This is a genomic window from Vibrio salilacus (assembly GCF_002811245.1).
Lineage (GTDB): Bacteria > Pseudomonadota > Gammaproteobacteria > Enterobacterales > Vibrionaceae > Vibrio > Vibrio salilacus.
In genome coordinates, this window is sequence record NZ_NIVQ01000002.1 from 197046 (window position 1) to 220956 (window position 23911).

General features: G+C 45.8%; 21 protein-coding genes. 7 read left to right on the plus strand and 14 right to left on the minus strand.

Annotated elements, in window-relative coordinates:
- Window positions 1–14: 14 nt before the first annotated feature.
- On the minus strand, window positions 15–218 hold the full coding sequence (locus CDZ87_RS02295; RefSeq protein ID WP_100751995.1) for a hypothetical protein: 204 nt from the start codon (window positions 216–218) through the stop codon (window positions 15–17).
- A 198-nt stretch (window positions 219–416) separates the two neighbouring features.
- On the opposite strand from CDZ87_RS02295, the gene purU reads away from it, so the two are divergent.
- Window positions 417–1250, plus strand: coding sequence for a formyltetrahydrofolate deformylase (gene purU / locus CDZ87_RS02300; RefSeq protein ID WP_100751996.1), 834 nt, complete (start codon window positions 417–419; stop codon window positions 1248–1250).
- A 56-nt stretch (window positions 1251–1306) separates the two neighbouring features.
- Here purU and CDZ87_RS02305 read toward each other — a convergent pair whose 3' ends face one another.
- On the minus strand, window positions 1307–3310 hold the full coding sequence (locus CDZ87_RS02305; protein WP_100752052.1) for an NADPH-dependent 2,4-dienoyl-CoA reductase: 2004 nt from the start codon (window positions 3308–3310) through the stop codon (window positions 1307–1309).
- A gap of 209 nt (window positions 3311–3519) precedes the next feature.
- On the opposite strand from CDZ87_RS02305, the gene sppA reads away from it, so the two are divergent.
- The 3 genes from sppA (at window position 3520) to CDZ87_RS02320 (ending at window position 7502) form a co-directional block, all read left to right on the plus strand.
- Window positions 3520–5370 (plus strand): signal peptide peptidase SppA, encoded by a 1851-nt coding sequence (gene sppA / locus CDZ87_RS02310; protein ID WP_100751997.1) that lies wholly within the window; start codon window positions 3520–3522, stop codon window positions 5368–5370.
- A gap of 139 nt (window positions 5371–5509) precedes the next feature.
- On the plus strand, window positions 5510–6526 hold the full coding sequence (gene ansA / locus CDZ87_RS02315) for an asparaginase (RefSeq protein WP_100751998.1): 1017 nt from the start codon (window positions 5510–5512) through the stop codon (window positions 6524–6526).
- A 100-nt stretch (window positions 6527–6626) separates the two neighbouring features.
- Window positions 6627–7502: an NAD(P)-dependent oxidoreductase gene (locus CDZ87_RS02320; protein WP_100751999.1), complete on the plus strand. Its 876-nt coding sequence runs from the start codon at window positions 6627–6629 to the stop codon at window positions 7500–7502.
- 206 nt (window positions 7503–7708) lie between these two features.
- On the opposite strand, the gene CDZ87_RS02325 is transcribed toward CDZ87_RS02320, so the two are convergent.
- The 5 genes from CDZ87_RS02325 to CDZ87_RS02345 all read right to left on the minus strand — a co-directional run bounded on the left by CDZ87_RS02325 (window position 7709) and on the right by CDZ87_RS02345 (window position 13534).
- A complete protein-coding gene (locus CDZ87_RS02325; RefSeq protein WP_100752000.1) occupies window positions 7709–9145 on the minus strand; it encodes a serine protease in 1437 nt (478 codons plus the stop codon).
- A 205-nt stretch (window positions 9146–9350) separates the two neighbouring features.
- Window positions 9351–10658: a serine--tRNA ligase gene (gene serS, locus CDZ87_RS02330; protein ID WP_100752001.1), complete on the minus strand. Its 1308-nt coding sequence runs from the start codon at window positions 10656–10658 to the stop codon at window positions 9351–9353.
- A gap of 220 nt (window positions 10659–10878) precedes the next feature.
- Window positions 10879–12225, minus strand: a complete 1347-nt coding sequence (locus CDZ87_RS02335) for a replication-associated recombination protein A (protein WP_100752002.1) — start codon at window positions 12223–12225, stop codon at window positions 10879–10881.
- A 2-nt stretch (window positions 12226–12227) separates the two neighbouring features.
- Window positions 12228–12824 (minus strand): outer membrane lipoprotein periplasmic chaperone LolA, encoded by a 597-nt coding sequence (lolA, locus tag CDZ87_RS02340; protein WP_100752003.1) that lies wholly within the window; start codon window positions 12822–12824, stop codon window positions 12228–12230.
- A 95-nt stretch (window positions 12825–12919) separates the two neighbouring features.
- On the minus strand, window positions 12920–13534 hold the full coding sequence (locus CDZ87_RS02345) for an SEC-C metal-binding domain-containing protein (protein ID WP_100752004.1): 615 nt from the start codon (window positions 13532–13534) through the stop codon (window positions 12920–12922).
- Between the two features lie 204 nt (window positions 13535–13738).
- Here CDZ87_RS02345 and dusC point away from each other — a divergent pair, with 204 nt between their 5' ends.
- Window positions 13739–14713 carry a tRNA dihydrouridine(16) synthase DusC gene (gene dusC, locus CDZ87_RS02350; protein WP_100752005.1) on the plus strand — a complete coding sequence of 325 codons (975 nt, stop codon included), beginning with the start codon at window positions 13739–13741 and terminating at the stop codon, window positions 14711–14713.
- Here the strand turns inward: dusC and CDZ87_RS02355 are convergent.
- The 5 genes from CDZ87_RS02355 to cysB form a co-directional block, all read right to left on the minus strand.
- Window positions 14710–15504: an ABC transporter ATP-binding protein gene (locus tag CDZ87_RS02355; protein WP_100752006.1), complete on the minus strand. Its 795-nt coding sequence runs from the start codon at window positions 15502–15504 to the stop codon at window positions 14710–14712. The genes dusC and CDZ87_RS02355 overlap by 4 nt on opposite strands.
- Window positions 15501–16445: an ABC transporter permease gene (locus tag CDZ87_RS02360; RefSeq protein WP_038172918.1), complete on the minus strand. Its 945-nt coding sequence runs from the start codon at window positions 16443–16445 to the stop codon at window positions 15501–15503. Before CDZ87_RS02360 ends, CDZ87_RS02355 begins: the two co-directional genes overlap by 4 nt.
- 66 nt (window positions 16446–16511) lie before the next feature.
- Entirely contained in the window at window positions 16512–17477 is a 966-nt protein-coding gene (locus CDZ87_RS02365) for an ABC transporter substrate-binding protein (RefSeq protein ID WP_100752007.1), read from the minus strand.
- A 295-nt stretch (window positions 17478–17772) separates the two neighbouring features.
- A complete protein-coding gene (locus CDZ87_RS02370; protein WP_100752008.1) occupies window positions 17773–18966 on the minus strand; it encodes a methyltransferase in 1194 nt (397 codons plus the stop codon).
- A gap of 53 nt (window positions 18967–19019) precedes the next feature.
- Window positions 19020–19994, minus strand: a complete 975-nt coding sequence (gene cysB, locus CDZ87_RS02375; RefSeq protein ID WP_038172921.1) for an HTH-type transcriptional regulator CysB — start codon at window positions 19992–19994, stop codon at window positions 19020–19022.
- A 297-nt stretch (window positions 19995–20291) separates the two neighbouring features.
- Between cysB and CDZ87_RS02380 the strand changes: the two genes are divergently transcribed.
- Window positions 20292–21056 (plus strand): DNA repair protein, encoded by a 765-nt coding sequence (locus CDZ87_RS02380; RefSeq protein ID WP_100752009.1) that lies wholly within the window; start codon window positions 20292–20294, stop codon window positions 21054–21056.
- Window positions 21057–21131: 75 nt separating this feature from the next.
- Window positions 21132–21902, plus strand: coding sequence for a tRNA isopentenyl-2-thiomethyl-A-37 hydroxylase MiaE (gene miaE, locus CDZ87_RS02385; protein WP_100752010.1), 771 nt, complete (start codon window positions 21132–21134; stop codon window positions 21900–21902).
- A gap of 55 nt (window positions 21903–21957) precedes the next feature.
- Here the strand turns inward: miaE and pyrF are convergent, their stop codons facing one another.
- Entirely contained in the window at window positions 21958–22653 is a 696-nt protein-coding gene (gene pyrF, locus CDZ87_RS02390; protein WP_100752011.1) for an orotidine-5'-phosphate decarboxylase, read from the minus strand.
- An 87-nt stretch (window positions 22654–22740) separates the two neighbouring features.
- Window positions 22741–23910, minus strand: a complete 1170-nt coding sequence (gene lapB / locus CDZ87_RS02395; RefSeq protein ID WP_100752012.1) for a lipopolysaccharide assembly protein LapB — start codon at window positions 23908–23910, stop codon at window positions 22741–22743.
- Window position 23911 lies beyond the last annotated feature (1 nt).

The following is a 23911-nucleotide window of genomic DNA, read 5'->3' on the forward strand; positions in this document are numbered from 1 at the left end:
GTAATTTGACAAGGTTAACGTTTATTAAGGTAACGACTTAGCCACGCAGGCCCAGAAAAGCCATCTGGCTCTACTTCTGTCATTGCGCGTGCCGCCTCACTTGGGGATGCTTTGTTTTCCCACATTTGATCGAGAATTTCTTCGTCTAATTCTTTTCCGCCAGTTAGAGCACTGACTCGCTCAGAATAAAGCTTACGGGCTAATAGCTCTTTATCCATAAATACCACCTATAAACACGCTAAACAGAGCATAAAATTCAAACAAAACACTAAGCCAAACGGTTAACTTAGATTATTTGTTGAAACCTTTTCGATATTAGTTTAATTGTAGCTTCAATAATGAGGGAGAGCTCACCGTTCGAGTCCCCTGTAAAAATTCACAAGTCGAAAAAAATAATTCACGGAAGTTCTGACCAAATGGAAAAGAAAACACTACTAACGCACTGTACAGACGCGCCCGGTCTTATCGCTAAGATCACCAATATCTGTTACAAACACCAACTCAATATCGTACACAACAACGAATTTGTCGATAATACCAGTGGGCACTTTTTCATGCGCACTGAACTTGAAGGCTATTTTAACGATACCACTTTTCTGGCCGATCTTGATCAAGCACTGCCACAAGGAACTAAGCGTCAACTGATGGGTTCAGACCGTAAACGCATCGTTATTCTCGTCACCAAAGAAGCACACTGCTTAGGTGATATTTTAATGAAAAATTATGATGGGAGCCTTGATGTAGAAATCGCGGCAGTCGTCGGCAACTACGACACATTACAGAGCCTTACTGAGCGCTTCGACATTCCTTACCATCATGTTTCTCATCAAGGCTTAAATCGTGAAGAACATGAGAAGAAACTGCTGGCAGTGGTTGAACAGTATCAACCGAATTACTTAGTCTTGGCCAAGTATATGCGTGTCCTCACCCCCTCTTTTGTTGAAAAGTATCATCATAAAATCATCAACATCCACCACAGCTTTTTACCTGCGTTTATCGGGGCGAAACCTTATCAACAAGCGTATGAGCGTGGCGTAAAGATCATTGGTGCAACCGCGCACTTCGTGACCAATGATCTTGATGAAGGCCCAATCATCAAACAAGACGTGATTCCCGTCGATCATAACTTTAGCGCTCAAGATATGGCCCAAGCAGGCCGTGACGTCGAAAAAAATGTCCTAAGTAAAGCACTCAATAAAGTGCTTAATGACCATGTCTTTGTCTACGGTAATAAAACCGTCATTTTGTAACGTCTCCACACAAAAACAAAGGCCTCCACTCGGAAGCCTTTGTCATTGACTTGAAATTACAGTTTAACTGCGAGCTCAACGCCTTGCTTGATCGCGCGCACCGCGTCTAATTCACCCGCATAATCGGCACCGCCAATCACGTGTAACTTATCACCCAGCAGGGGCCATTGGCTTTCAAATGGGCGCACAGATTCCTGCCCTGCACAAATAACCACTTTATCGGCATCAAGCAGTTGTGGCTTATCATCAATAGTAATATGCAGTCCCTGCTCGTCTATTTGGTCATAGCTCACGCCACCCAATAGGTTGACGCCGCGTTTTTCCAACGTACGCTTGTGGATCCAGCCTGTAGTTTTGCCTGGCCCTTTACCTACACGCCCTTTACGACGCTGCAGCACCCAGACGGTTTTTTCGCTGACTGAATCTGGGTAAGGGTAAAGTCCTCCTGGGTAAGCTATCTCTTTGTCGATTCCCCAGTCGTGCAGCCAATCGTCCAAATTATGCCCGACTGGCTCGGTCAACATTGTCGCGACATCAACACCAATACCACCAGCGCCAACAATCGCAACCTTATTACCGACAAAGGTTTTCTCTTTGATCAGTGTTTGATAATCAACCACTTTATCTGGTGTATCCAAACCTTGAATATTGACTTTACGCGGCTCAACCCCAGACGCCATCACCACTTCATCATACTCTGCCAGTAAGTCATAATCCGCTTCGGTCTCAAGGTGTAATTTAACACCGGTTTGGTCAATGCGATTAGCAAAATAGCGAATCGTTTCTCTGAATTCTTCTTTACCTGGAATTTGCATGGCCAAACGGAATTGGCCTCCGATACGGTCATTGCGCTCAAACAAGTCAACCTGATGACCACGCTCGGCTAAGGTGGTCGCGCAGGCTAGCCCCGCAGGGCCTGCGCCTACAACGGCAATATTTTTCTTGGTCGCGGCCTCGGTGACGATAAGTTCTGTCTCTCGGCAAGCCAACGGATTGACTAAACACCCTGCGCGTTTGCCTTTGAAGACATTATCAAGACACGCTTGGTTACAACCAATACAGGTGTTGATCAGTGGCGATTGGTTCTGTTCAGCTTTGATGACAAAATGTGGATCAGCGAGGAACGGACGCGCCATCGATACCATGTCGGCATGACCGCTGGCTAGAATGTTTTCAGCCTCTTCTGGTGTATTGATTCGATTGCAGGTCACAATCGGCACGTTAACATGTGGTCGCACTTTTTCTGTTACCCAAGTAAACGCACCGCGCGGAACTTGAGTGGCAATAGTAGGAATACGTGCTTCATGCCAACCAATGCCGCTATTAATGATGGTAACACCTGCTTTTTCTAACTCTTTTGCCAGTGTAACGACTTCATCAAATGTACTGCCCTCTTCGACTAAATCTAGCATAGAGAGGCGGAAGATGATGATAAAGTCATCGCCAGCCGCCTGACGAATGGCTTTGACCACTTCGAGAGGAAAGCGCATGCGATTTTCATAGCTGCCGCCCCAATCGTCGTAGCGCATGTTGGTGCGTTTACAGATAAACTGGTTGAGCAAGTAGCCTTCTGAGCCCATGACTTCGACGCCATCGTAACCGGCCAACTGAGCAAGCGAAGCGCTATTCGCAAAAGCGTCAATCGTACTCCTAATTTGACGACTGCTCATTTCGCTTGGCGCAAAACGGGCAATCGGCGCTTTAATCGCAGAAGCACTTTGGGCGAAAGGGTGCATCGCATAACGACCGGCATGCAATAATTGCAACGCGATTTTGCCACCGTGTTCGTGCACAGCTTGAGTGACTACCTTATGCGCCTTAGCATGTTTTGGTTTACTAAACTCAGCGCTGAACGGATGCAGTCGCCCACGGAAATTAGGTGAAAAACCACCAGTAACAATAAGCCCGACGCCGCCTTTAGCGCGCTCTGCATAGAAAGCAGCCAGCTTACCTAGCCCCTCTTTGTGCTCTTCGAGACCGGTGTGCATGGAGCCCATCAACACTCGATTACGTAATTGAGTAAATCCAAGATCTAATGGCTTAAGTAGGTTTGGGTACATGGCAGACATCACTTCACTCTTTTCTTATTGTGGTCAGACCACAATAAAATCATCTTCATTAAAAATCAAACAGTCGTTTACATTTTTGTAACACCGATCAATCTAACAGTTGTTTGCCTATACGAGTTTGAGTAGGATGTAACTTATCTGATTTTATAAGGTCTTACAGCGAATAAGCCTTAAACTGCACAATACGCAGCGGAGACATAATGAAAAATATTTTTAAGTTTATTGGCATGCTTTTTAAAGGGTTGTGGAAACTGCTCTCCTTTGTACGTATTGCTCTCGTCAACCTGGTTTTTCTAGCCAGTATCGGCACTATCTATTTTCTGTACACTAGCGCTGAAACGCCGGTTCCCACTGTACCGACCAAATCAGCTTTAATTCTCAACCTTTCAGGGCCAATTGTTGAACAATCAAGTTATGTTAATCCAATGGACTCAGTAACTGGCTCTTTATTCGGCCAAGACCTACCTAGAGAGAATGTACTGTTCGAGATAGTCGATACGATTCGCCACGCCAAAGATGACAGTAAGGTCAGCGGTATCGTATTAGCACTGAGCGACATGCCAGAAACAAATTTAACCAAACTGCGCTACATTGCCAAAGCACTGAACGAGTTTAAAGCCTCTGGTAAACCGATTTACGCTGTTGGGGATATGTATAATCAGAGCCAATATTATTTGGCCAGTTACGCTGATAAGATCTACCTAGCGCCCGATGGCGCGGTCATGCTTAAAGGTTACAGCGCCTATTCAATGTATTACAAAACCTTGCTAGAGAACCTCGACGTTAACACTCACGTTTTTCGAGTTGGCACTTACAAGTCGGCAATTGAACCTTTTGTGCGCGATAACATGTCAGAAGCGGCCAAAGAGTCCGCTTCTAATTGGTTAGGTCAACTGTGGGGTTCCTACATTGATGATGTCGCTTCTAACCGTCAACTTGCCCCTGACGCCTTAACTCCTGACATGGACAAATTTTTAGCCTTACTTAAGCAAAACAACGGAGATTTAGCCGCTCTGTCGCTGAACGTAGGATTGGTCGATAGCCTTGCCACTCGCCAACAAGTTCGTCAAGCGCTAGTGGAAGTGTTTGGTAGTAATGGTGAAGACAGTTATAACCATGTCGATTACTACCAATACCTAACCACAATGACGCCTGATTTTAACCACGCCAACGATGATATTGCAGTGGTAGTGGCAAGTGGCGCGATCATGGATGGCTCTCAACCACGTGGTACGGTTGGTGGGGATACTGTCGCGGCACTGCTACGCCAAGCTCGCACGGATGACAAAGTCAAAGCCGTGGTACTGCGCGTTGATAGCCCGGGCGGGAGCGCTTTTGCTTCAGAGGTAATTCGTAACGAAGTCGATGCATTAAAAGAGGCCGGAAAACCGGTTGTGGTGTCAATGTCTAGTCTCGCGGCATCGGGCGGTTACTGGATTTCCATGAGTGCAGACAGCATTGTCGCTCAACCAACAACATTGACTGGCTCGATTGGCATCTTCAGTGTTATCACTACCTTTGAAAAAGGCTTAAACAAGCTCGGTATCTATACTGATGGTATCGGCACCTCGCCATTCTCAGATGTCGGTATTACCACCGGATTATCTGCAGGGGCAGCTGAGGCTTTCCAAATGGGCATCGAGCATGGCTACAGCCGCTTTATTGGCTTAGTGAGTCAATCACGAGACATCCCGCTGCAACAAGTAGACGATATTGCGCAAGGTCGTGTATGGACTGGCCACGATGCACTTAAATTAGGCTTAATCGATAAAATCGGTGATTTTGATGATGCGGTTGCGTTAGCCGCGCAACTTGCCGATGTTGAACAATACAACCTGTACTGGGTTGAAGAGCCTCTGTCACCAGCACAGCAGTTTATCCAAGACTTCATCAATCAAGTTCAGGTTAAATTTGGTTTTGATGTAAATACCTATCTACCAGCAGCGCTACAGCCGATCGCCACTCAAGTGTTACAAGATGCCGATATGCTGCAAAGCTTTAATGACCCTAAAGGTCACTACGCATTCTGCCTTAACTGTCAGATTCAATAACACTAGTCGACAAACATCACTGCACTGCTGAACAGTCAATAATTAAGGGGGATTCCTGTGCGAAATCCCCCTTTTTATTGGCCTCGATTACGTTATAATTCGCCACTCTGTTCCCCTACAAAATAACCGGTTTCAAGCAATGGCTAGAAAACATATTTATATCGCTTACACTGGCGGTACCATTGGCATGCAAAAATCCCATGACCACGGCTATGTGCCAGTAGCAGGTTTCATGGAAAAACAACTCGCAAGCATGCCTGAGTTTCATCGCCCTGAAATGCCAGAGTTCACTATTCACGAGTACGAACCGCTGATTGATTCATCTGACATGACTCCGGCAGATTGGCAGCAAATCGCTGATGATATTCGTCATAACTACGACAAATACGATGGCTTTGTGATTTTACATGGTACCGACACCATGGCGTACACTGCCTCTGCTTTATCATTTATGCTAGAGAACCTCGCTAAACCAGTTATTGTCACCGGCTCGCAAATTCCCCTTGCGGAACTGCGCTCTGATGGCCAAGCCAACTTACTTAATGCTTTGCATATCGCTGCGAATTACCCAATCAATGAAGTCACTCTGTTTTTCAATAATAAGCTAATGCGCGGTAACCGCAGCACCAAATCGCACGCCGATGGTTTTAATGCTTTTACTTCTCCAAACTTACCGCCGTTGCTCGAAGCCGGGATTAACATTCAAATCAGCAATGATATTAAAGTAGATGCACAACCTGAGGGTAGCTTTACCATCCATGACATCACGCCACAGCCAATCGGTGTGATCACCATGTACCCAGGCATTTCCCATGAAGTGATTCGTAACACTCTACTTCAACCGGTTAACGCAATGATTTTACTCACCTTTGGGGTCGGTAATGCACCCCAAAACCCAGAACTGCTTGCGCACCTTAAAGATGCCTCACAGCGCGGCGTTATCGTGGTTAACTTAACCCAATGTCTCGCAGGAAAAGTCAATATGGGTGGATATGCAACAGGATGCGCATTAGCTGAAGCCGGAGTGATCAGTGGCTATGATATGACGCCTGAAGCAGCACTAGCTAAGTTGCACTACCTACTCAGCCAAGGCTTAAGCTATGAGCAAGTAAAAGTAAAAATGCAGCAAGTGTTGCGCGGTGAGATGACAATTTAATAGATAATGATATAAAAACCGGCTCAGGCCGGTTTTTTTACACTTGACGTAAAAGGTTGTAGATCAGAGGATTGGCAATCATTATTTATGGAGAGCAATGATGGAAATTAACAATGTCGCTTTTATTGGCTTAGGTGTCATGGGGTACCCAATGGCGGGCCACTTAGCGAAAGCGGGATTCGATACTCGCGTTTATAACCGCACTGAGTCCAAAGCAATACAATGGACAAATGAATTCGGTGGTAAGTCTGCAAACACCCCATATGCAGCAGCAAAGGAGTGCGATGCGGTTGCTATCTGCGTTGGTAATGACGACGATGTTCGTAGCGTTGTTTTCGGCCCAAAAGGGGTTCTTGCGGGGATGAAAGCAGGTTCAATCCTTGTTGATCACACCACCACCTCTGCCGAACTGGCGCAAGAGATCGCGCAAGCTTGTGTAGAGAAAGAGGTTCATTTTGTCGATGCTCCTGTCTCTGGTGGTCAAGCAGGAGCCGAAAATGGTGCGCTAACCATTATGTGCGGTGGCGAGCCTAACGTATTTTCAGCCCTCTCTACACTCTTCAATACTTATGGCAAACAAGCGGTACTGCTTGGTGCTAATGGCCAAGGTCAACGCTGCAAAATGGTCAATCAAATCTGCATTGCCGGGATTTTACAGGGTTTGAGCGAAGCCCTGCAACTTGCTCAATCAGCAAATCTTGATGTAGAGCAGGTTGTTAACGTGCTTAAACATGGTGCTGCCGGTTCTTGGCAGATGGAAAACCGCGCCGTGACTATGTCACGTGACGAGTTTGATTTTGGCTTTGCGATTGATTGGATGCGAAAAGACTTAGGGATATGTCTCAATGAAGCCGAGAAAAATAATCTAGATTTGACTATGACTCAACAAGTCGATGCAATGTATCAATCACTGCAAGCACAAGGATTGGGACGAATGGATACATCGGTACTGATCAAGGCGCATCAAAACAAATAATCCGCAAATCACAGAGGCGAATTACTCGCCTCTGTGATTGTTGCCTATTGAGTGGATGCATTGAGCGCGATCCGCCCGGGTTGGTTTTTTCTACACCATCGATTAGTTCAGTGTCATCGTGTAGAGTAACCACACGTCAAAGCCGATGCCTTGTATAAATTTCCCACAAAGTGCTGCAAAAAATCAGCTCGGAAGGTCAATAGACTCTAGTTTTCAGTTGCGCGTAAGACAACACCAGAAAAACTGTTGAATGCTTTTAGCATGATATAGAGATCCTCATCAGCCGATGAAACAGAACACGTTTCATTATTGCCAGAACGATACGGTCTACAATCGTAAACACCGGTGGTAGGTTCGCTACCTGAACGCACATACAAATCGGCGTCTCCTGTACCTGAACTGATGCTAATAGTCAGTGGAGAGGTTCTATTTTGGGCTTTAACAACCAACATACGTTGTTCCCCTTTCGACAAGGCTATTGCCGAAATAGGTGTGCCTGGAATAAGCTCTTCGACGCTAGGCACTGATCGACCAACAGAGCCTTCAGGTAAGGTATTATTAAAGAATGTCGCTACCTTCGGCCAAATTTTGCTGATCTTGACTCCTTGGTTTTCACAACCACCAAAGTGATGAAGCGCAATCGCTTTATTGTCTGAAGAGTTCAACACTGGAGAGCCGGATGAACCACCGATCGTGTCGCACAAGTAGCCAGTATCTGTCCCCGCACCGCGCCCGTTGGTAGAAGCAATATCGATCTGGCATAAACCCGAACCATTTTGATCACTTTCTATTGCAAGCTCTTTGGGGTTTCCGGCACCATGCTGAGGAATATAGATACCGTTGCCATATACTGGTTCAGAGGCATCTAAACCTAAGTAACCAAATGATTCAATCTTGCTAAAATCATCAACAGAGAACAAGGTATAGTCTAAGGTATAATCGGTACTAAATAGCTCGTTACCCATCACTTTTACCGTTGTCGACAATGCTCCACCACATGTATTACGTTGATAGTTAAACCATACCTCGGTGTTTCTAAGCTCAGACTCACTGCCAACACAATGGTTATTGGTAAAGAGTTTATTATCTGGTCCAACCCGCCAAGCCGTACAAAGGCTACGGCCATTGATCAGCAGCCGTGCTACAGGATTAGACCATGCCACTTGCTCTGGATGCGTATCTTGCCAACAAGCAACGTCTTTGCGTTCATTCACGCCACACGTCGATAGCACAGTACTGCTCGGCTCGAAAGCTCTCGCCTTTTCATTACCCGCCATAAAATAATCAATCTCATACTGCCCCAGTTGTCCTTCGGCATTAGGCACTAATTCAATCTTCACCGAATCACCAAATAGTGATTGCGCAAACCATTCTTGTTGACTCTCGGTATATTCAACCATTTCCGAGCCATCATTGGACATTAATCGAATCAAACTGCCCTTGGGTAATATCAAATTCTTGAAGTGAATTTTTATGAACTCTGCACCATGATGTTGTATTTCCATGACCGTCGATTCTGATTGATGAGAAGACAAGGCTAACGGTATTTCTTCTGCGATCACAGGCAATTCTGTTTGCCCGTACACCAGCGAAGAAATGAGACAAGAGTAAGCCAGAGTGACGTTGCGTATTATGTTTTTCATTGATGTTCCCTTTCAGTGTTGTGGTTTCACTACAAACATAATCGCTGAACACAAATAAGCAACTAGTTGACTATCGACATTTGAGTAAACTATTGTTGACGTTGAAAATAAAATAATAAAAGTCAATACTTTATATTTCTCCCGACAAAATTAAGGTACAAAAAAAGCGACTCACTGAGCCGCTTTGCATTGTTTCAACCTTAACTTAACCGATGTGCGTCGCGCCACCCATGTACTTCTGAAGTACTGTTGGAATTTCGATGCGACCATCGGCTTGTTGATTATTTTCGAGAATTGCAACCATAGTACGACCAACGGCAAGACCAGAACCATTGAGAGTATGAACAAGCTCAGGCTTCTTCTCACCTTTACGACGAAAACGCGCTTGCATACGACGAGCTTGGAAGTCCCACATGTTTGAGCATGATGAGATTTCGCGGTAAGTCTCTTGAGCTGGAACCCACACTTCAAGATCGTAGGTTTTACGAGAACCAAAGCCCATGTCACCTGTACACAGTACAACTTTACGATAAGGCAGTTCTAACAACTTAAGCACTTTCTCAGCGTGGCCAGTTAGCTCTTCGAGCGCATCCATTGAATCTTCTGGCTTAGTGATTTGTACTAGCTCAACTTTATCAAATTGGTGCATACGAATGAGACCGCGAGTATCGCGACCATAAGAACCCGCCTCAGAGCGGAAACATGGTGTATGCGCTGTCATCTTAAGTGGCAGATCTACTTCATCAGAAATGGTGTCACGGACCATGTTGGTCACTGGTACTTCTGCTGTTGGGATAAGCGACAGTTTACGCGGCTCTTCGTCGTTCACTTTCTCTTCAAGCGGCTCAGTGTGGAATAGGTCTTTACCAAATTTAGGCAACTGGCCAGTACCAAATAAGCTGTCAGAGTTCACTAGGTATGGCACGTACATTTCAGTGTAGCCGTGCTCTTCGGTATGAAGATCTAGCATGAACTGAGCAATGGCACGGTGTAGACGAGCAAATTGGCCCTTCATGACGATAAAACGTGCACCAGTGATCTTAGTTGCACTGGCGAAATCAAGACCGCCACCCATTTCGCCTAGGTCAACGTGATCTTTAAGTTCGAAGTCGTAAGTTTTTGGCTCACCCCAACGAGAGATTTCTACATTGTCGTTTTCATCTTTACCGTCTGGCACATCGTCAGCAGGCAGGTTAGGAACAGACAGAGTTATCTCATCAAGTTGCGCCATTACCGCGTCAAGTTCTACCTTTTTCGCGTCTAAATCACTACCAAGAGTACCGATTTTCTTCTTGATCTCTTCTGCGCCTTCTTTATCACCTGCTGCCATTTTCTGGCCGATTTGCTTGGAGATGGAGTTACGCGTGGATTGTAAATTTTCAACTTCGACTTGAATCGACTTACGTTGTTCTTCAAGTGTACGGATTGTTTCTACATCGAGCTTAAAGCCACGACGTGCGAGTTTTGCAGCTGTTTCATCCAGCTCTGTACGAAGTAATTTAGAATCCAGCATTGTTAATCCTATGCTTTTTTAGTTGTAAACTCGCGCCCAAACATCATGCTCAAACGCAAAAAAATGTTTCCCAAAATAATTGGAGTTGCAGCGCGGCAACAAACCAATTCAGCCCTATAAGCATAGGAGTTCTATGTGATTAGGGTGAATTTGTGCAGTTAACAAAGCTGCGGCTTCAAGTATGAAGGGATAATTGAATAAATGTATCTAAAATAGACGCTTATTCATAGCGCTTTTGTGGGCTTTTTGCGTCTAAACTAGCCAAGTAATCTAACTTTTCACCAATTTTAGTTTCTAAACCTCGGTTTGTCGGTTGGTAGTAACGTTTATCTGCCATTTCTGGTGGTAGATAACGCTCGCCGGCGGCGTAGGCACCGGGCTCATCATGGGCATAGCGATATTCAGCGCCGTAACCAAGATCTTTCATCAAATGAGTCGGCGCATTACGTAAATGAGGCGGAACTTCGTACTCTGCTAAATTATGCGCATCGGCCAAAGCTTGTTTCCATGCGGTGTACACCGCATTACTTTTTGGTGCACAAGCGAGGTAGACAATCGCCTGAGCAATCGCTCGCTCACCTTCTGCCGGCCCAACACGCGTAAAACAATCCCAGGCTGAAAGTGCAATTTGCATGGCTCGAGGATCCGCATTGCCAATATCTTCTGAAGCGATCGCCAGTAAACGTCTGGCTATATAGAGCGGGTCACACCCTGCGGCAATCATTCTCGCTGACCAATACAGCGCCGCATCTGGGTTTGAACCACGAATCGATTTATGTACAGCAGAAATCAGGTCATACCAAATATCACCCTTGTTATCAAAGCGTGACACCTTCTCACCAGCGACTTCAGCAAGTAACGGCAACGTCACTTGTTTAATGCCCTGCTCATCTTCTTGGGCCATATCATAAAGAAGCTCAAGGTAGTTGAGTGACATTCGCGCATCGCCATTGACCAACTCAGCTAGGCGATCCAATACATTGTCGATGAAGGCGACGGTCACAAGGCCAAGCCCACGATCTTTGTCTGATATGGCTTGGTCCAGTGCCAAACGAATATCTTGCTTTGCTAGTGAGGTTAACTTGTATACACGAGCACGTGATAGGAGCGCATTGTTAAGTTCAAATGATGGGTTTTCTGTGGTGGCGCCAATAAAAGTCACCGTTCCATCTTCGATATGGGGCAAAAACGCATCTTGTTGAGACTTATTGAAACGATGCACCTCATCAACAAACAAAATAGTCCGGCGGCCGGCCAATTTGTTTTCACGCGCTTTTTCAATCGCCGCGCGGATTTCTTTGACACCCGATGTCACCGCAGAAACACGCTCCACTTCAGCATTGGCGTAGTTGGCCGCCACTTCTGCAAGAGTGGTTTTTCCGGTTCCGGGAGGCCCCCAAAGAATCATCGAGTGAATATGACCGGCCTCTAAAGCGCGCCTCAGTGGCTTACCGTGGCCGAGAATATGCTGCTGTCCAATGTATTGATCTAGCGTTTGAGGCCGCATTCTCGCGGCCAAAGGACGAAAGTCCTCTTCACCGGAAAAATCTAACGAGTAGTTACTCACAGTTAGTTCCTTTGGTCATCAACCTCAACGCCCTCTGGAATGACAAACTTAAATCGCTCGGCACTCGGCTTGGTCAGATCGATATTGTTAAATGTGAAATTGCTCTGCTGGCCATCTTGCTCGACAACGCTAAAACCTTGGACTGCACCCTTGGCATCAATTTCTAACTTAAATTGGCCCTGATTACTGTCAACGGCCGTCGGTGTGAGGGTAAACACATCCCCTTGCTGCTCAACACGGTAGTTATCCCAGTCACTGGCTCGGTTACGTGTTAACAATACAAAAGGGGTTTGTTGTGTGGCTTGTTCTTGTGAGTAAATACTCACTTGCTCAATGAAAGGGCTGTAATACCACAAGCTTTCGCCGTCTGATACCAGTACGTTTTCGTCCGGCGTAGTGGTTGACCAACGAAACAGGCTCGGTCTGGCAATGTCTACTTTCCCTTCACCTTCCATGACCACATCGCCTTCGGGGCTGACTAATTGCTGAGTAAAGTCGGCGCTAAAGCCCTCGTTTATCTGCAATCTTTGGCTCAAATCATCTTTAGGTGCTGCGACGGCTGTAAAGCTCATCAGTAACAGTATCGTCAATCTCTTCATTTCATTTTTCCTAAATTCGTCGCTATTCGGTTATTTATAGCTTGCTGCACTATTCGCTTTGACCGAAAAAGGTTAACTTTGTTCGATATAACCCCCTATTGACCGCAGCACTGCTTGAATTTTTTACTACTGCCGCATGGACACTGATCATTACGTCCGATGCTTTTATAAGGGTTAACACTTTGGGATTTAGCGCCAATCATGGCTTCGTCAGCCGCTTGTGCCACTTCAGCAATCATTAAGTCGAGTTGTGGTATAAGATCGCTAAGCACTGGCGGCTGTTCAATACCAGACGCTTTCATTTGCGCCTGGGTTTGCGCTTCATCAACCGCTAGCATGAATGTCGTTAACATCGCTTGCAACATGCGCAAGGTACCGTCACCAATACTGGTTTCCATCCACTGCTGTTCAATCGTTGGCCATAAAGTCATAAAGCCTTCGGCAAAATCAGCCAATTGTTCTTGTTGACGATCTTCACCGAGTAATGCGAGCACTGAATATTCGTTACGCTTTAAATAGCCGTACTGTTGATTAATATGATTCTCAATGTCTGCTTTCGCCGCACCGAATTGCTCGCCCAATAAGGTTGGCAACCAAGTTTCTGGCGCAAGCGGTTTGGTCGCTAGATTGGCAGCAAGGGTCGCGCCTTCAAGGTACAAAGGTGACTCTTCAGTAATGTTATCGGCAAGTGTCAGTAATCGGTAGTTCATGATCTACTTCTAGAGTTAGCGAGGACTTGAGGCCATTATAACCCGATGCATGCCGCCGGGTCACTTCGAGACTTTATTCACCTCCCACCAATTCGCCATCAACCACCTTTCATTTTCCTGTGATTAAATGATATCGACGATTGAGGATGACATTTACCCTTCAAGCTTCTAAAATCACGCCTCCCGAATTGGAGACGTTTTATTATGCGAGTTGTTTTGGGCCCGATGGAGGGTGTGCTAGACCATTTGATGCGTGAGATCTTAACCGACATCAATGACTACGATTTATGTGTCACTGAGTTTGTACGCGTCGTTGATCAGCTATTGCCTGACCACGTGTTCTATCGTTTATGCCCAGAACTATTACAGGGCTCAAAAACTCAGTCAGGCGTACCCGTCCACGTCCAATTATTGGGACAAGACCCGCACTGGATGGCGCAAAACGCAAGTCGTGCCGCCCAACTTGGTGCTCGAGGCATCGATCTCAACTTTGGCTGCCCAGCGAAACTAGTGAATAAAAGTAAGGGCGGGGCCGCGCTGCTTCAGCACCCAGAGCTGATTCATAATGTGGTCAAAGCATGTCGTGAAGCCGTACCTGAAGCAACCCCCGTCAGCGCCAAGATTCGTCTCGGTTGGGATAATCCAGAGGATTGTTTTGAAATTGTCGATGCCATTCAATCGGCAGGTGCCGACGAACTGACTGTCCATGCTCGAACTAAGACCGGGGGTTACAAAGCCAGTGAAATTAAGTGGGACTACATCAATCAAATACGCCAGAAATTCACGATTCCATTGATTGCCAATGGTGAAATATGGCGTTATCAAGACGGCCAAGCGTGTATTGAAACGACTGGCGTAGATTCTTTAATGGTGTGTCGAGGCGCGTTCAATGTGCCAAACCTTGGTAACGTGGTCAAACACAATCACTCGGTTATGCCTTGGGCTGAGGTGGTTGAACTGCTGTTAGTCTACTCTCAATATGAGATGAAAGGGGATAAAGGACTCTACTACCCTAACCGCGTTAAACAATGGTTTTCTTACTTGCGTCAGCAATATCCACAAGCTGCCGAACTTTTCCGCGAGATACGCATCTTCAACAAAGCCGCGCCTATTGTTGATTATCTGACTCGTTATCGTGATAGCATGCAGATCGACAACGCAACCGCACCTATCGATTAATTTAACAGTAAACTGTCATCAGCAAGCTCTTCGCCACGCACTTTAGAGAACATTTCAAGCAAATCTGGGACTTGCATATTGGCTCGCTGATCTCCTGCGACATCAAGAACAATTTCACCTTGATGGAGCATAACAGTGCGATCACCACATGCGAGGGCGTCTTTCATTGAATGAGTCACCATCATCACGGTAAGGTTAAACTCCGCGACAATTTTTTTGGTCAAATCAATAATAAATGCGGCCATGCGTGGATCAAGTGCAGCGGTATGCTCATCAAGTAACAGCAGTTTGCTGTCAGATAATGTCGCCATTACTAAGCTTACCGCCTGGCGTTGCCCACCCGAGAGCAAACCAATGCTGTCGCCTAAGCGGTCCTCTAAACCCAATCCCAAAATACTAATTCGTTCTTGAAACCGCTTTCTCCGCTTAGCCGACAAAGATAGACTCCACCCGCGCGATTTACCGCGCATATAAGCCAAAGCCATATTCTCTTCTATCGTGAGATCGCCACACGTTCCGGCTAACGGATCTTGGAACACTCGAGCACACTGCTTTGCTCGTTGGTCGACCGTCTGCTTAGTGACGTCAAGGTCGTCGATAATCACCTTACCACCCGCCATAGGAGTTTCACCCGTTACGGCGCCAAGCAGTGTCGACTTACCGGCACCATTGGAACCAATCACGGTTAAAAATTGGTGTTCTGGAACCTCTAACGTCACGCCTCTCAAGGCGCGGTTTTCGAGAATGGTGCCGGGATTGAATGTCACTTGAATATCTTCTAAATGGATCATGTGGTTTCTCCTGACTCATTGGCTCGCTTTAGCGCTGCTTTACTTGGAGCAGGAGCATTACGCTTTTTTGCTTTTAAGTTGCCTTTTATCTTGGGGGCTATTAGTGCAATAGCAACCAAAACCGCAGTCACTAAATTAAGGTCAGAGGCTTGCAGACCAAACATACCCGTACTGAGGGCAAACGCGACCGCTAAACGATACAACACCGACCCGACGATCACTGCCAATACTGCAACCCAAATTTTGCGGCCAGGAATCAGCGTTTGGCCTAAAATAACGGCGGCTAAACCAACTACTATCGTCCCTACCCCTGATGTGACATCGGCAAAGCTGTTGGTTTGAGCGAATAACGCACCAGAAAAACCGACAAAACCGTTCGAGAGCGCCAAGCCAAAATAAGTGTAAAAAGCCGTGCTTGCACCTTGCGCCGAGACCATTCGCGCGTTCACGCCAGTTGCACGAAGTCCGAGTCCAAAGTCACTATTCAATAAACGCACGACTAACCATGCAGCGACTAAAACCAGCAGCCCAACAATCAAAGGACGAACGAGCATCGGATCGCCGAGGGTTTCAAACGGCGTTAAAATCGTTTCTTCACCGAGCAATGCCATATTGGGCCGCCCCATAATGCGAATATTGATCGAAAACGCCGCGATCATAGTCAGTATTGAAGCCAGTAAATGTAAGATCCCACAGCGCACAGCGAGAAACGCCGTCACCCAGCCGGTTGCTGCGCCAGCGACCACCGCCATCATGGTTGCAATCCACGGGTTAATGCCTGCCACAATTGCCGTTGCCGCGACTGCCGCGCCCATAGGAAAACTGCCATCGACACTCAAGTCTGGAAAATCAAGTACCCGAAAGGTGATATACACACCTAGAGCAACGAGTCCGTAAAGCAACCCGATCTCCAGTGCGCCAAAAAAAGCAAAAGCAGACATACCCACTCCCTCTGTGCTAAAAAAAAGCAGCCCCAAATCCCATCAACTGGCCTTTGGGGCGGTGGATTATTTGACGCTAGTTGCGCGGTCAAGAACAGCTTGAGGAATGGTTATGCCGAGTTTCATCGCCGCACTGCTACTGACGACTAAATCAGAACCTTTCGCCACTTTTACATCCAGTGAACCCGGTTCTGCTCCTTCGATAATTGCCGCAACGTAATCGGCGGTTTGCACACCAACTTGGTAGTAATCAAAACCGACACTCGCAATGGCGCCTTTTTCAACATATGAGGTAGCGCCGCCAAACACTGGCGTTTTAGCTTGGTTCGCCGCGACAATCATGCCTTCGATTGCGCTGGCAACGGTATTGTCTGTCGGTGCGTAAATCACGTCTGATTTGGCAACAATCGCTTGGGTCGCCGATTGAACATCAGCACTCTTCAGTGCCGTGGCTTCGACAACCTTAATCCCATGCTCACTCGCACTTTGTTTAAGCAGTTCAACCAAGGTAACCGCATTGGCTTCGCCCGGATTAAACACCACACCAATGGACTTGACGTTAGGCATGATCTCTTTAATCAAGGCAACATGTTGATTGACGGGTGATAGGTCAGACAAGCCTGTCACATTCTTGCCTGGTTGTATCATCGTTTTAACCAACTTTGCACCGACTGGATCCGTAACGGCGGTAAAGACAACCGGAATAGAACGCGTTGCAGAAACCAGCGCTTGCGCAGTTGGCGTTGCAATACCGACCAAAACATCAGGCTTTTCACCAACAAATTGACGCGCGATTTGAACCGCTATTGCAGGATTTCCTTGCGCGGTTTTAAAATCAAAATCTAAATTTTTACCTTGCTCATAACCTTTAGCTTTTAGGCCATCGATCAAACCTTGGCGGGTTGCATCTAGCGCCGGATGCTCAACAATTTGTGACACCGCTACCTTGGCTGTTTTAGCCATAATAGAGGTTGAAGAGAGTAACGCGGCACCTGCGAGTACAGCGGTCGCAATGACTTTTCCTGCTTTCATCTTAACTCCTTGATGTAATATCCATTCCATTGAGAAGCCCCGATCACAACGCCCTATGATAAAAACTCAGTAGACATTTATGATTAAGCAAGCAACGTCATTGAGCTGACAGCGCGCCTGTGTTGTGCATAAAGCGCTGGCAACTCTTGGTCTGGTATAAGCAATGGTATGTTGTGTTTAATTTATCGTTTTATTTACACATTCGGTGTACATAATCAATATTATTACCAGTAAGCTGTACAAAAGAAAAGCAGGTTTTAACATAAAGGTAACAAAAAGAGAGACTGGTGAGTATTTACTCTTTAACAGCATGGAGCAGTATGTTTCGCGGTGTTGCTTCACGTGGGCAGAACTCTGAAACGGAAACCCGGTAGCCAGCCTGTTGCAAATAGAGCACTTTATCGAGCACAAGCCACAGCTCAAGTGCACGCCTAAACGGTTGTTGAACAAGACTGATACGTTCCATGTGCCAGTATCGCTCGATGCCGAGCTGATGGTAGTGGTCAAAATCAAGCGTGGGCAACGTCAGCGCTTTTTTGTCACTTGCCCACAAACAAAACGCGGCGAAACCTTCGGCTAACTGAGACTTTTTGATGCTAGGTACTGGTGCATATTGTGAATGTCCTAACTCCTCACGCAGTAAAATATCGAAACCAAGGCGGTAGGACATCTCTTCCATCCGATGTCGTTTGACGCGCTCGCCACCCGTGACCGTTTCTTGCAGCGGAATTCTCAATTCATTTTTTGAGAGTACCAGTTGAGAGTCAATCGCAGCCTCAGACAACGGCTGATAGTGATCACTGTTGATTAAATGGTAACAACAAGGAGAAAAAGTAATGGCTGGTAATTGGTACTGTGACGCATGTTTAATCATCGTGACGTGGAGATCGCCGCAAGCGTGCAGCGCAACCGCATGCTGTCGAGCGTTAAACACATTTTTTGCTGCTGAAGAAAATGCATCGCCTTGGACAAAGCGCATCGGCAGGCCTTGCTTATCAGCGTCGTGTTGACCTGTTGCACATAACTCGGCCTGAAACTCAAAACTGGTGACAGGCTGCTGTGTTTGACTGGCCAAGATTCGGCCTAGATAGCCTTTGCCTGAGCACCACTCTAACCACTCCTGACCATGATGATCACACACCAAGGCTTCACCTAGAGCACGAATTTGAGTTAACTTTCGACCGGGAATGCCGTTATCGATGCCACGTGGTAAGCACAATGAACGTTTGTTACTAGGGTTTAACCGCATGGCGCGACTGAGCATTGAAAGCGCAGGAACAAAGGCTTGCATAACTGTTATTAGCTCAACATTATTTTGCTTATACCACTCAATATCTGTGGCGTTGAGACTGTTGAGCCATTGACAAAGCTGAGGGTTATCATTTAACCAAGGTAGCGAGAGTTGTGCGCTCGAAAAAAATGGCTCAAAGCGCCAATACGATTGATTATCGAGTAGAAATTGATCAAGTGATTGAAATTGGTGTTGCATGACTTCCCCCTAGAAAGCGTAGTTTAGAGGGAAGTGGAAAGAGATGATAGCGTTTAACGTATAGGTAGGTCGATGTCTTTAAACATCGCGTCGATTTCAGCATTCGATTTAAGCGATAGTGCCTGTTCGACCACTGGCTTAGTTAAATGCGGCGCAAAACGTTCCATGAAGTCATACATGTATGAACGCAAGAAAGTACCGCGTCGGAAACCAATGCTGGTCGTGCTGGCACCAAAGATATGGCTGGCATCAATTGCGACAAGATCAGTGTCTAACTCTTGATCAATTGCCATACTAGCAATAACACCAACACCAATCCCCATACGTACGTAAGTCTTAATCACGTCAGCATCGGTGGCAGTAAAAACGACTCTTGGGGTCAATCCGTATTTATTAAATGCGGTATCGAGCTCAGAGCGCCCAGTAAAACCAAACACATAAGTGACCAAAGAATAAGAAGCCAAATCTTGGATCGACACTGTTTCTTTCTGCGCCAGTGGGTGATTTTTAGGCACAACAATCGAACGATTCCAATGATAACAAGGCAACATAATCGCATCTTGGTATAGATGCAGGGCTTCAGTCGCAATGGCAAAATTTGCCGTGCCTTTGGCAATCGCCTCGGACATTTGCGATGGAGTACCTTGGTGCATATGCAATGATACTTTAGGGTAACGCGCAGTAAACCCTTTGATTACATCTGGTAATGCATAACGCGCTTGGGTATGGGTGGTTGAGATATTCAAGGTACCCATTTCAGGATGAGTATGCTCACCCGCGACCGCTTTAATACTTTCTACTCGGGCAAGAATTTCTTGAGAAATTCGAATAATATCCTTGCCAGCACCGGTGACTTGAGTCAGGTGTTTACCGCTACGCTCAAAAATTTGAATGCCAAGCTCATCTTCAAGAAGGCGCACTTGTTTACTAATACCGGGTTGCGAAGTATACAAACTTTCTGCCGTCGCTGAAACATTCAAATTATGATTGACGACCTCAACAATATACTTCAATTGCTGTAATTTCATTCTTGACCTCGTAATCCCTTATCGGCGCCCCACAATGAGCAGAAATAGTTTATAATATTTAGTTATAACGTCTCTGTGATCAAATTGGTAGCCCAATCGCATTTAAGGGTTAGAAAAGCGAGACAATCTGGTATTCGCTGCCCGTTTTGCAATCAATTACTCAGAATAAGCGTTGGGTTGACGTTTTTGATTAATAAAATGGCTCGGTTAAGCGATAATACAAAGTAGGTGCAGGGGCTTTTACTATTCGTGTATGCTAACCTGCTAACCATTAGAAAATATTAAGATACGGAATTTATGAATATTGGGTTAATCATAGCTTTAGTCGCCATCTTACTCGTCTTGGTTCTTGGCTATAACATTATGCTTCAGTATAAAGTTAAAGCTGAAACTGCTCGAAAGCAGGAAAGCTCTCGCTATCTACAAATTATTGACGCGACCGAAGAGTTAATCGGTCATGCGCACAACATGCCTTACAGCAAAGACTTGTTGCTCTGTTTAAATAACCGCATTTTAGATGCGCTACAAAACATGTCTGAACTCGATCCTCGCAACAAACAGCTTGAACAACGCGTTGAGAACATGAAACAGCAGATCAAGCATCTTAGCGAAAACCATCAGGGCGGCGAGAGCACTCCATTTAAAGTGCCGAGTAGTGATAAGCAAGCCATCGTCATGCTTAAGCTCGTTAAGCGTTTACGTGATACAGTTCGCAGCGAGCATAATAAAGGCCGCTTTGAAACCCAAGCTTATGTTGCTGAGAATGCGCGTCTAGAAACAATCCAAATTCGTATCAATATAGAAAATGTTATTAAGCGCTCAAATGATGCCATCGTACGTGGTCAACCTGGAACCGCAATTCAGTTGTTGAAAAAAGGTCTCGATGCTCTGAGTACCAAAAATGACGCCTACTCCAATCAAGCCAGAGAAAGACTACAAACTATGTACGATGAGTTGGAGTCTAAACGTCAAACTAAAAACGCTGAAAACCTTCATCAGCAGACAGAAGATGAGCGCTCCGAGGACATGGACGCCCTCTTTGGTGAAAAGAAAAAGTGGTAATATAATCGCCGCAAACCAGATTCGAAAAGGTCGCTGTTGCGACCTTTTCTTTTTAATTAAGCTATTAGACCAAAAATGATTGAATTGAACCAATACCAAGCGCTACTCGCACCGATAAATGAATTTCTTTATTGCCCAACCCCACAGCAGTGGGTCACCGAAGCAGCCAAAGCTGAAAATCTAGAGGTAATTCTTACCGATCACCTACTGTGTGAGCTGAAGGCTGGACAGTCTGCGATGTATTTAATTCGTAAATATGCCGTCGACACATCGAGTACGTCTAATCTACTCGATTGGTTTAAGCCTTACGAAGATTTCGCCTATCGCAAAGTCGGTAATCTGCAAACTCTAAAAGGCAAAAGTCATATCTCCAAAGCTATCATGGCAAAGTCTGACTCGCCATACAGTCAGGACTTAATCGATAAGATGGTACTGCTGATTAAAGAAGAGTTGCATCATTTCTACCAAGTGTTAGAGATTATGCAAACACGTGATATTGCTTATGAACCGATTCCTGCAAGTCGTTATGCCAAGGGCTTAATAAGTCATATGACCACCCACGAGCCACAAACCTTGATCGATAAACTAATTATTGGTGCTTATATAGAAGCGCGATCGTGTGAGCGCTTTGCCAAATTGGCACCGCATATGGATGAAGATATCGCGAAGTTTTATATCTCGTTGCTACGTTCAGAGGCACGTCATTATCAAGACTATTTGGCTCTTGCCGAAGACATTGCAGGTCATAATATTGATGAGCGTATCGCCTACTTTGGCCGCTTAGAAGCGGATCTCATCTCATCGCCAGATTCGGACTTTAAATTCCACAGTGGTATTCCTGCCTAACAAAAGGTCAGCCTGAGCTGACCTTGGTTTTTATCCAAAGCTGTACTTTGAGACATCACGCGAGTGAAGCGTTAATATCGACAAGCACTTGATCAGGGTTGACGGCTTGCGTGATCGGCCGGCCAATCACTAAGTAATCCGATCCAGCTTGAATGGCATCAAACGGCGTCATGATACGCTTCTGATCACCAACATCAGCGCCAACAGGTCGAATACCTGGGGTAACAAGCTTAAATTCTTGTCCTAACTGTTGTTTTAACGTTGACGCTTCTTGGGCTGAACATACCACACCATCTAATCCTGCGTTTTTACTTAAGTTAGCTAAGCGAACGACTTGCTGTTGCGGCTCAATATCTAAACCTATTCCTGACAAATCGCTTCGCTCCATACTGGTTAGCACTGTAACACCAATCAATAACGGGCGATCTGTACCATAAGGCTCGAGTATTTCACGTGAAGCCGTCATCATACGTTCACCACCACTGGCGTGAACATTAACCATCCACACGCCCATCTCAGCAGCCGCACGCACCGCTTTTGAACACGTATTGGGAATATCGTGAAATTTTAGATCCAAAAATACCGAGAAACCACGTTGGTGTAACTGTTTGACGAAATCAGGACCAAATAGCGTGAACATCTCTTTGCCCACTTTCAGGCGGCACGAGCGTGGGTCAATTCTATCCACAAAAGTGAGTGCGTCGGCTTGATTATCATAATCAAGGGCAACAATTACTTTTTGATCGATCATCTCATCTCCTACTATATTTATAAAAATCGAAAAAAAGCAGCGGGGTCACCACTGCCATTTTATTCTGGGATAGACCCAATTATTTGCCTATTCACCATCAAGTCCTCGAATTGGCTTGATGGTTCCCCACCCTTTGCATGAAGGACAATGCCAGTACATTGAGTGGGTAGAAAATCCGCATTTACGACAACGATAGTGAGGCTTCGTTTTTAATTGTTCACCCACCAGTTTTTGCAGTGTACCGAGACTGGCTTTAGCACGGCCTTCTTCAGCTTCTGCCAAATGATAATCCATCAAACGATAGAAACCTTTCATGGTTGGGTTCTTAACGAGTTGTCGAGTTAACAGCTCTTGTGCCGCACCCACCCCATCATGTTGTGCAACAAGCTGCGCGAGCATTAGCTCTGCCGAAACTCCCGCTTTGCTGACAATACACTCGCGTAAAAAGCCAAGTAATTCATCTTCTTGACCAATAAGGTGGTAACACTCGGCCAGTGTTGGTAGTACTTCACTAATAAAGTCACTGTCTTGCTCAAGCACTCGCTCCATGTGCTTAATGGTATTTTGATAGTCTTCTGAGTCGAGGTATAACTTACCGAGCGCAATACTCGCACGGACACACTTTGGGTCTTCCGTTAAAGCACGTTTAAAGTGCTGAATAGCCATAGTGTCGTTACCATCAGACTTCTCTTGTATTGCCAATTCACACCAGAAATGACTAATGCTGTTCCGCATGCGCTTACGACCCATTTTAACCAACAAATTGGCATAATGGATGGCTTTGCTCCATTCACGGGTTTGCTGATAAATAGCGACTAATTGCTGCAGCGCGGCCTCTTTGTGATCAGGCTCTTCAACTAACTGTTCAAAAATCTTCTCAGCACGATCCAAAAAGCCGGAAACCATATAATCTTTTGCCAGTTGTTGTAAGGCGATGTTTTTCTGATCGATAGTCAAACCAGAACGAGAGATAAGGTTTTGGTGGATACGGATGGCGCGATCAACTTCACCCCGGGAGCGGAAAAGATTGCCAAGAGCGAGATGGGTATCGATGGTCTCATTATCGACCTGAAGAAGCTCGATAAAGTGATCAACCGCTTTATCAGACTGATCCGATAGCAACAGGTTTAAGCCCGTTACATATTGTCGAGAAATCTGATGGGATTGTTTCTGCTTGTCTTGCTGAGCACTTCGGTTGCCCATATACCAGCCGTATGCGGCGGCGATTGGCAATAGCAAGAAGAGAATTTCTAACATC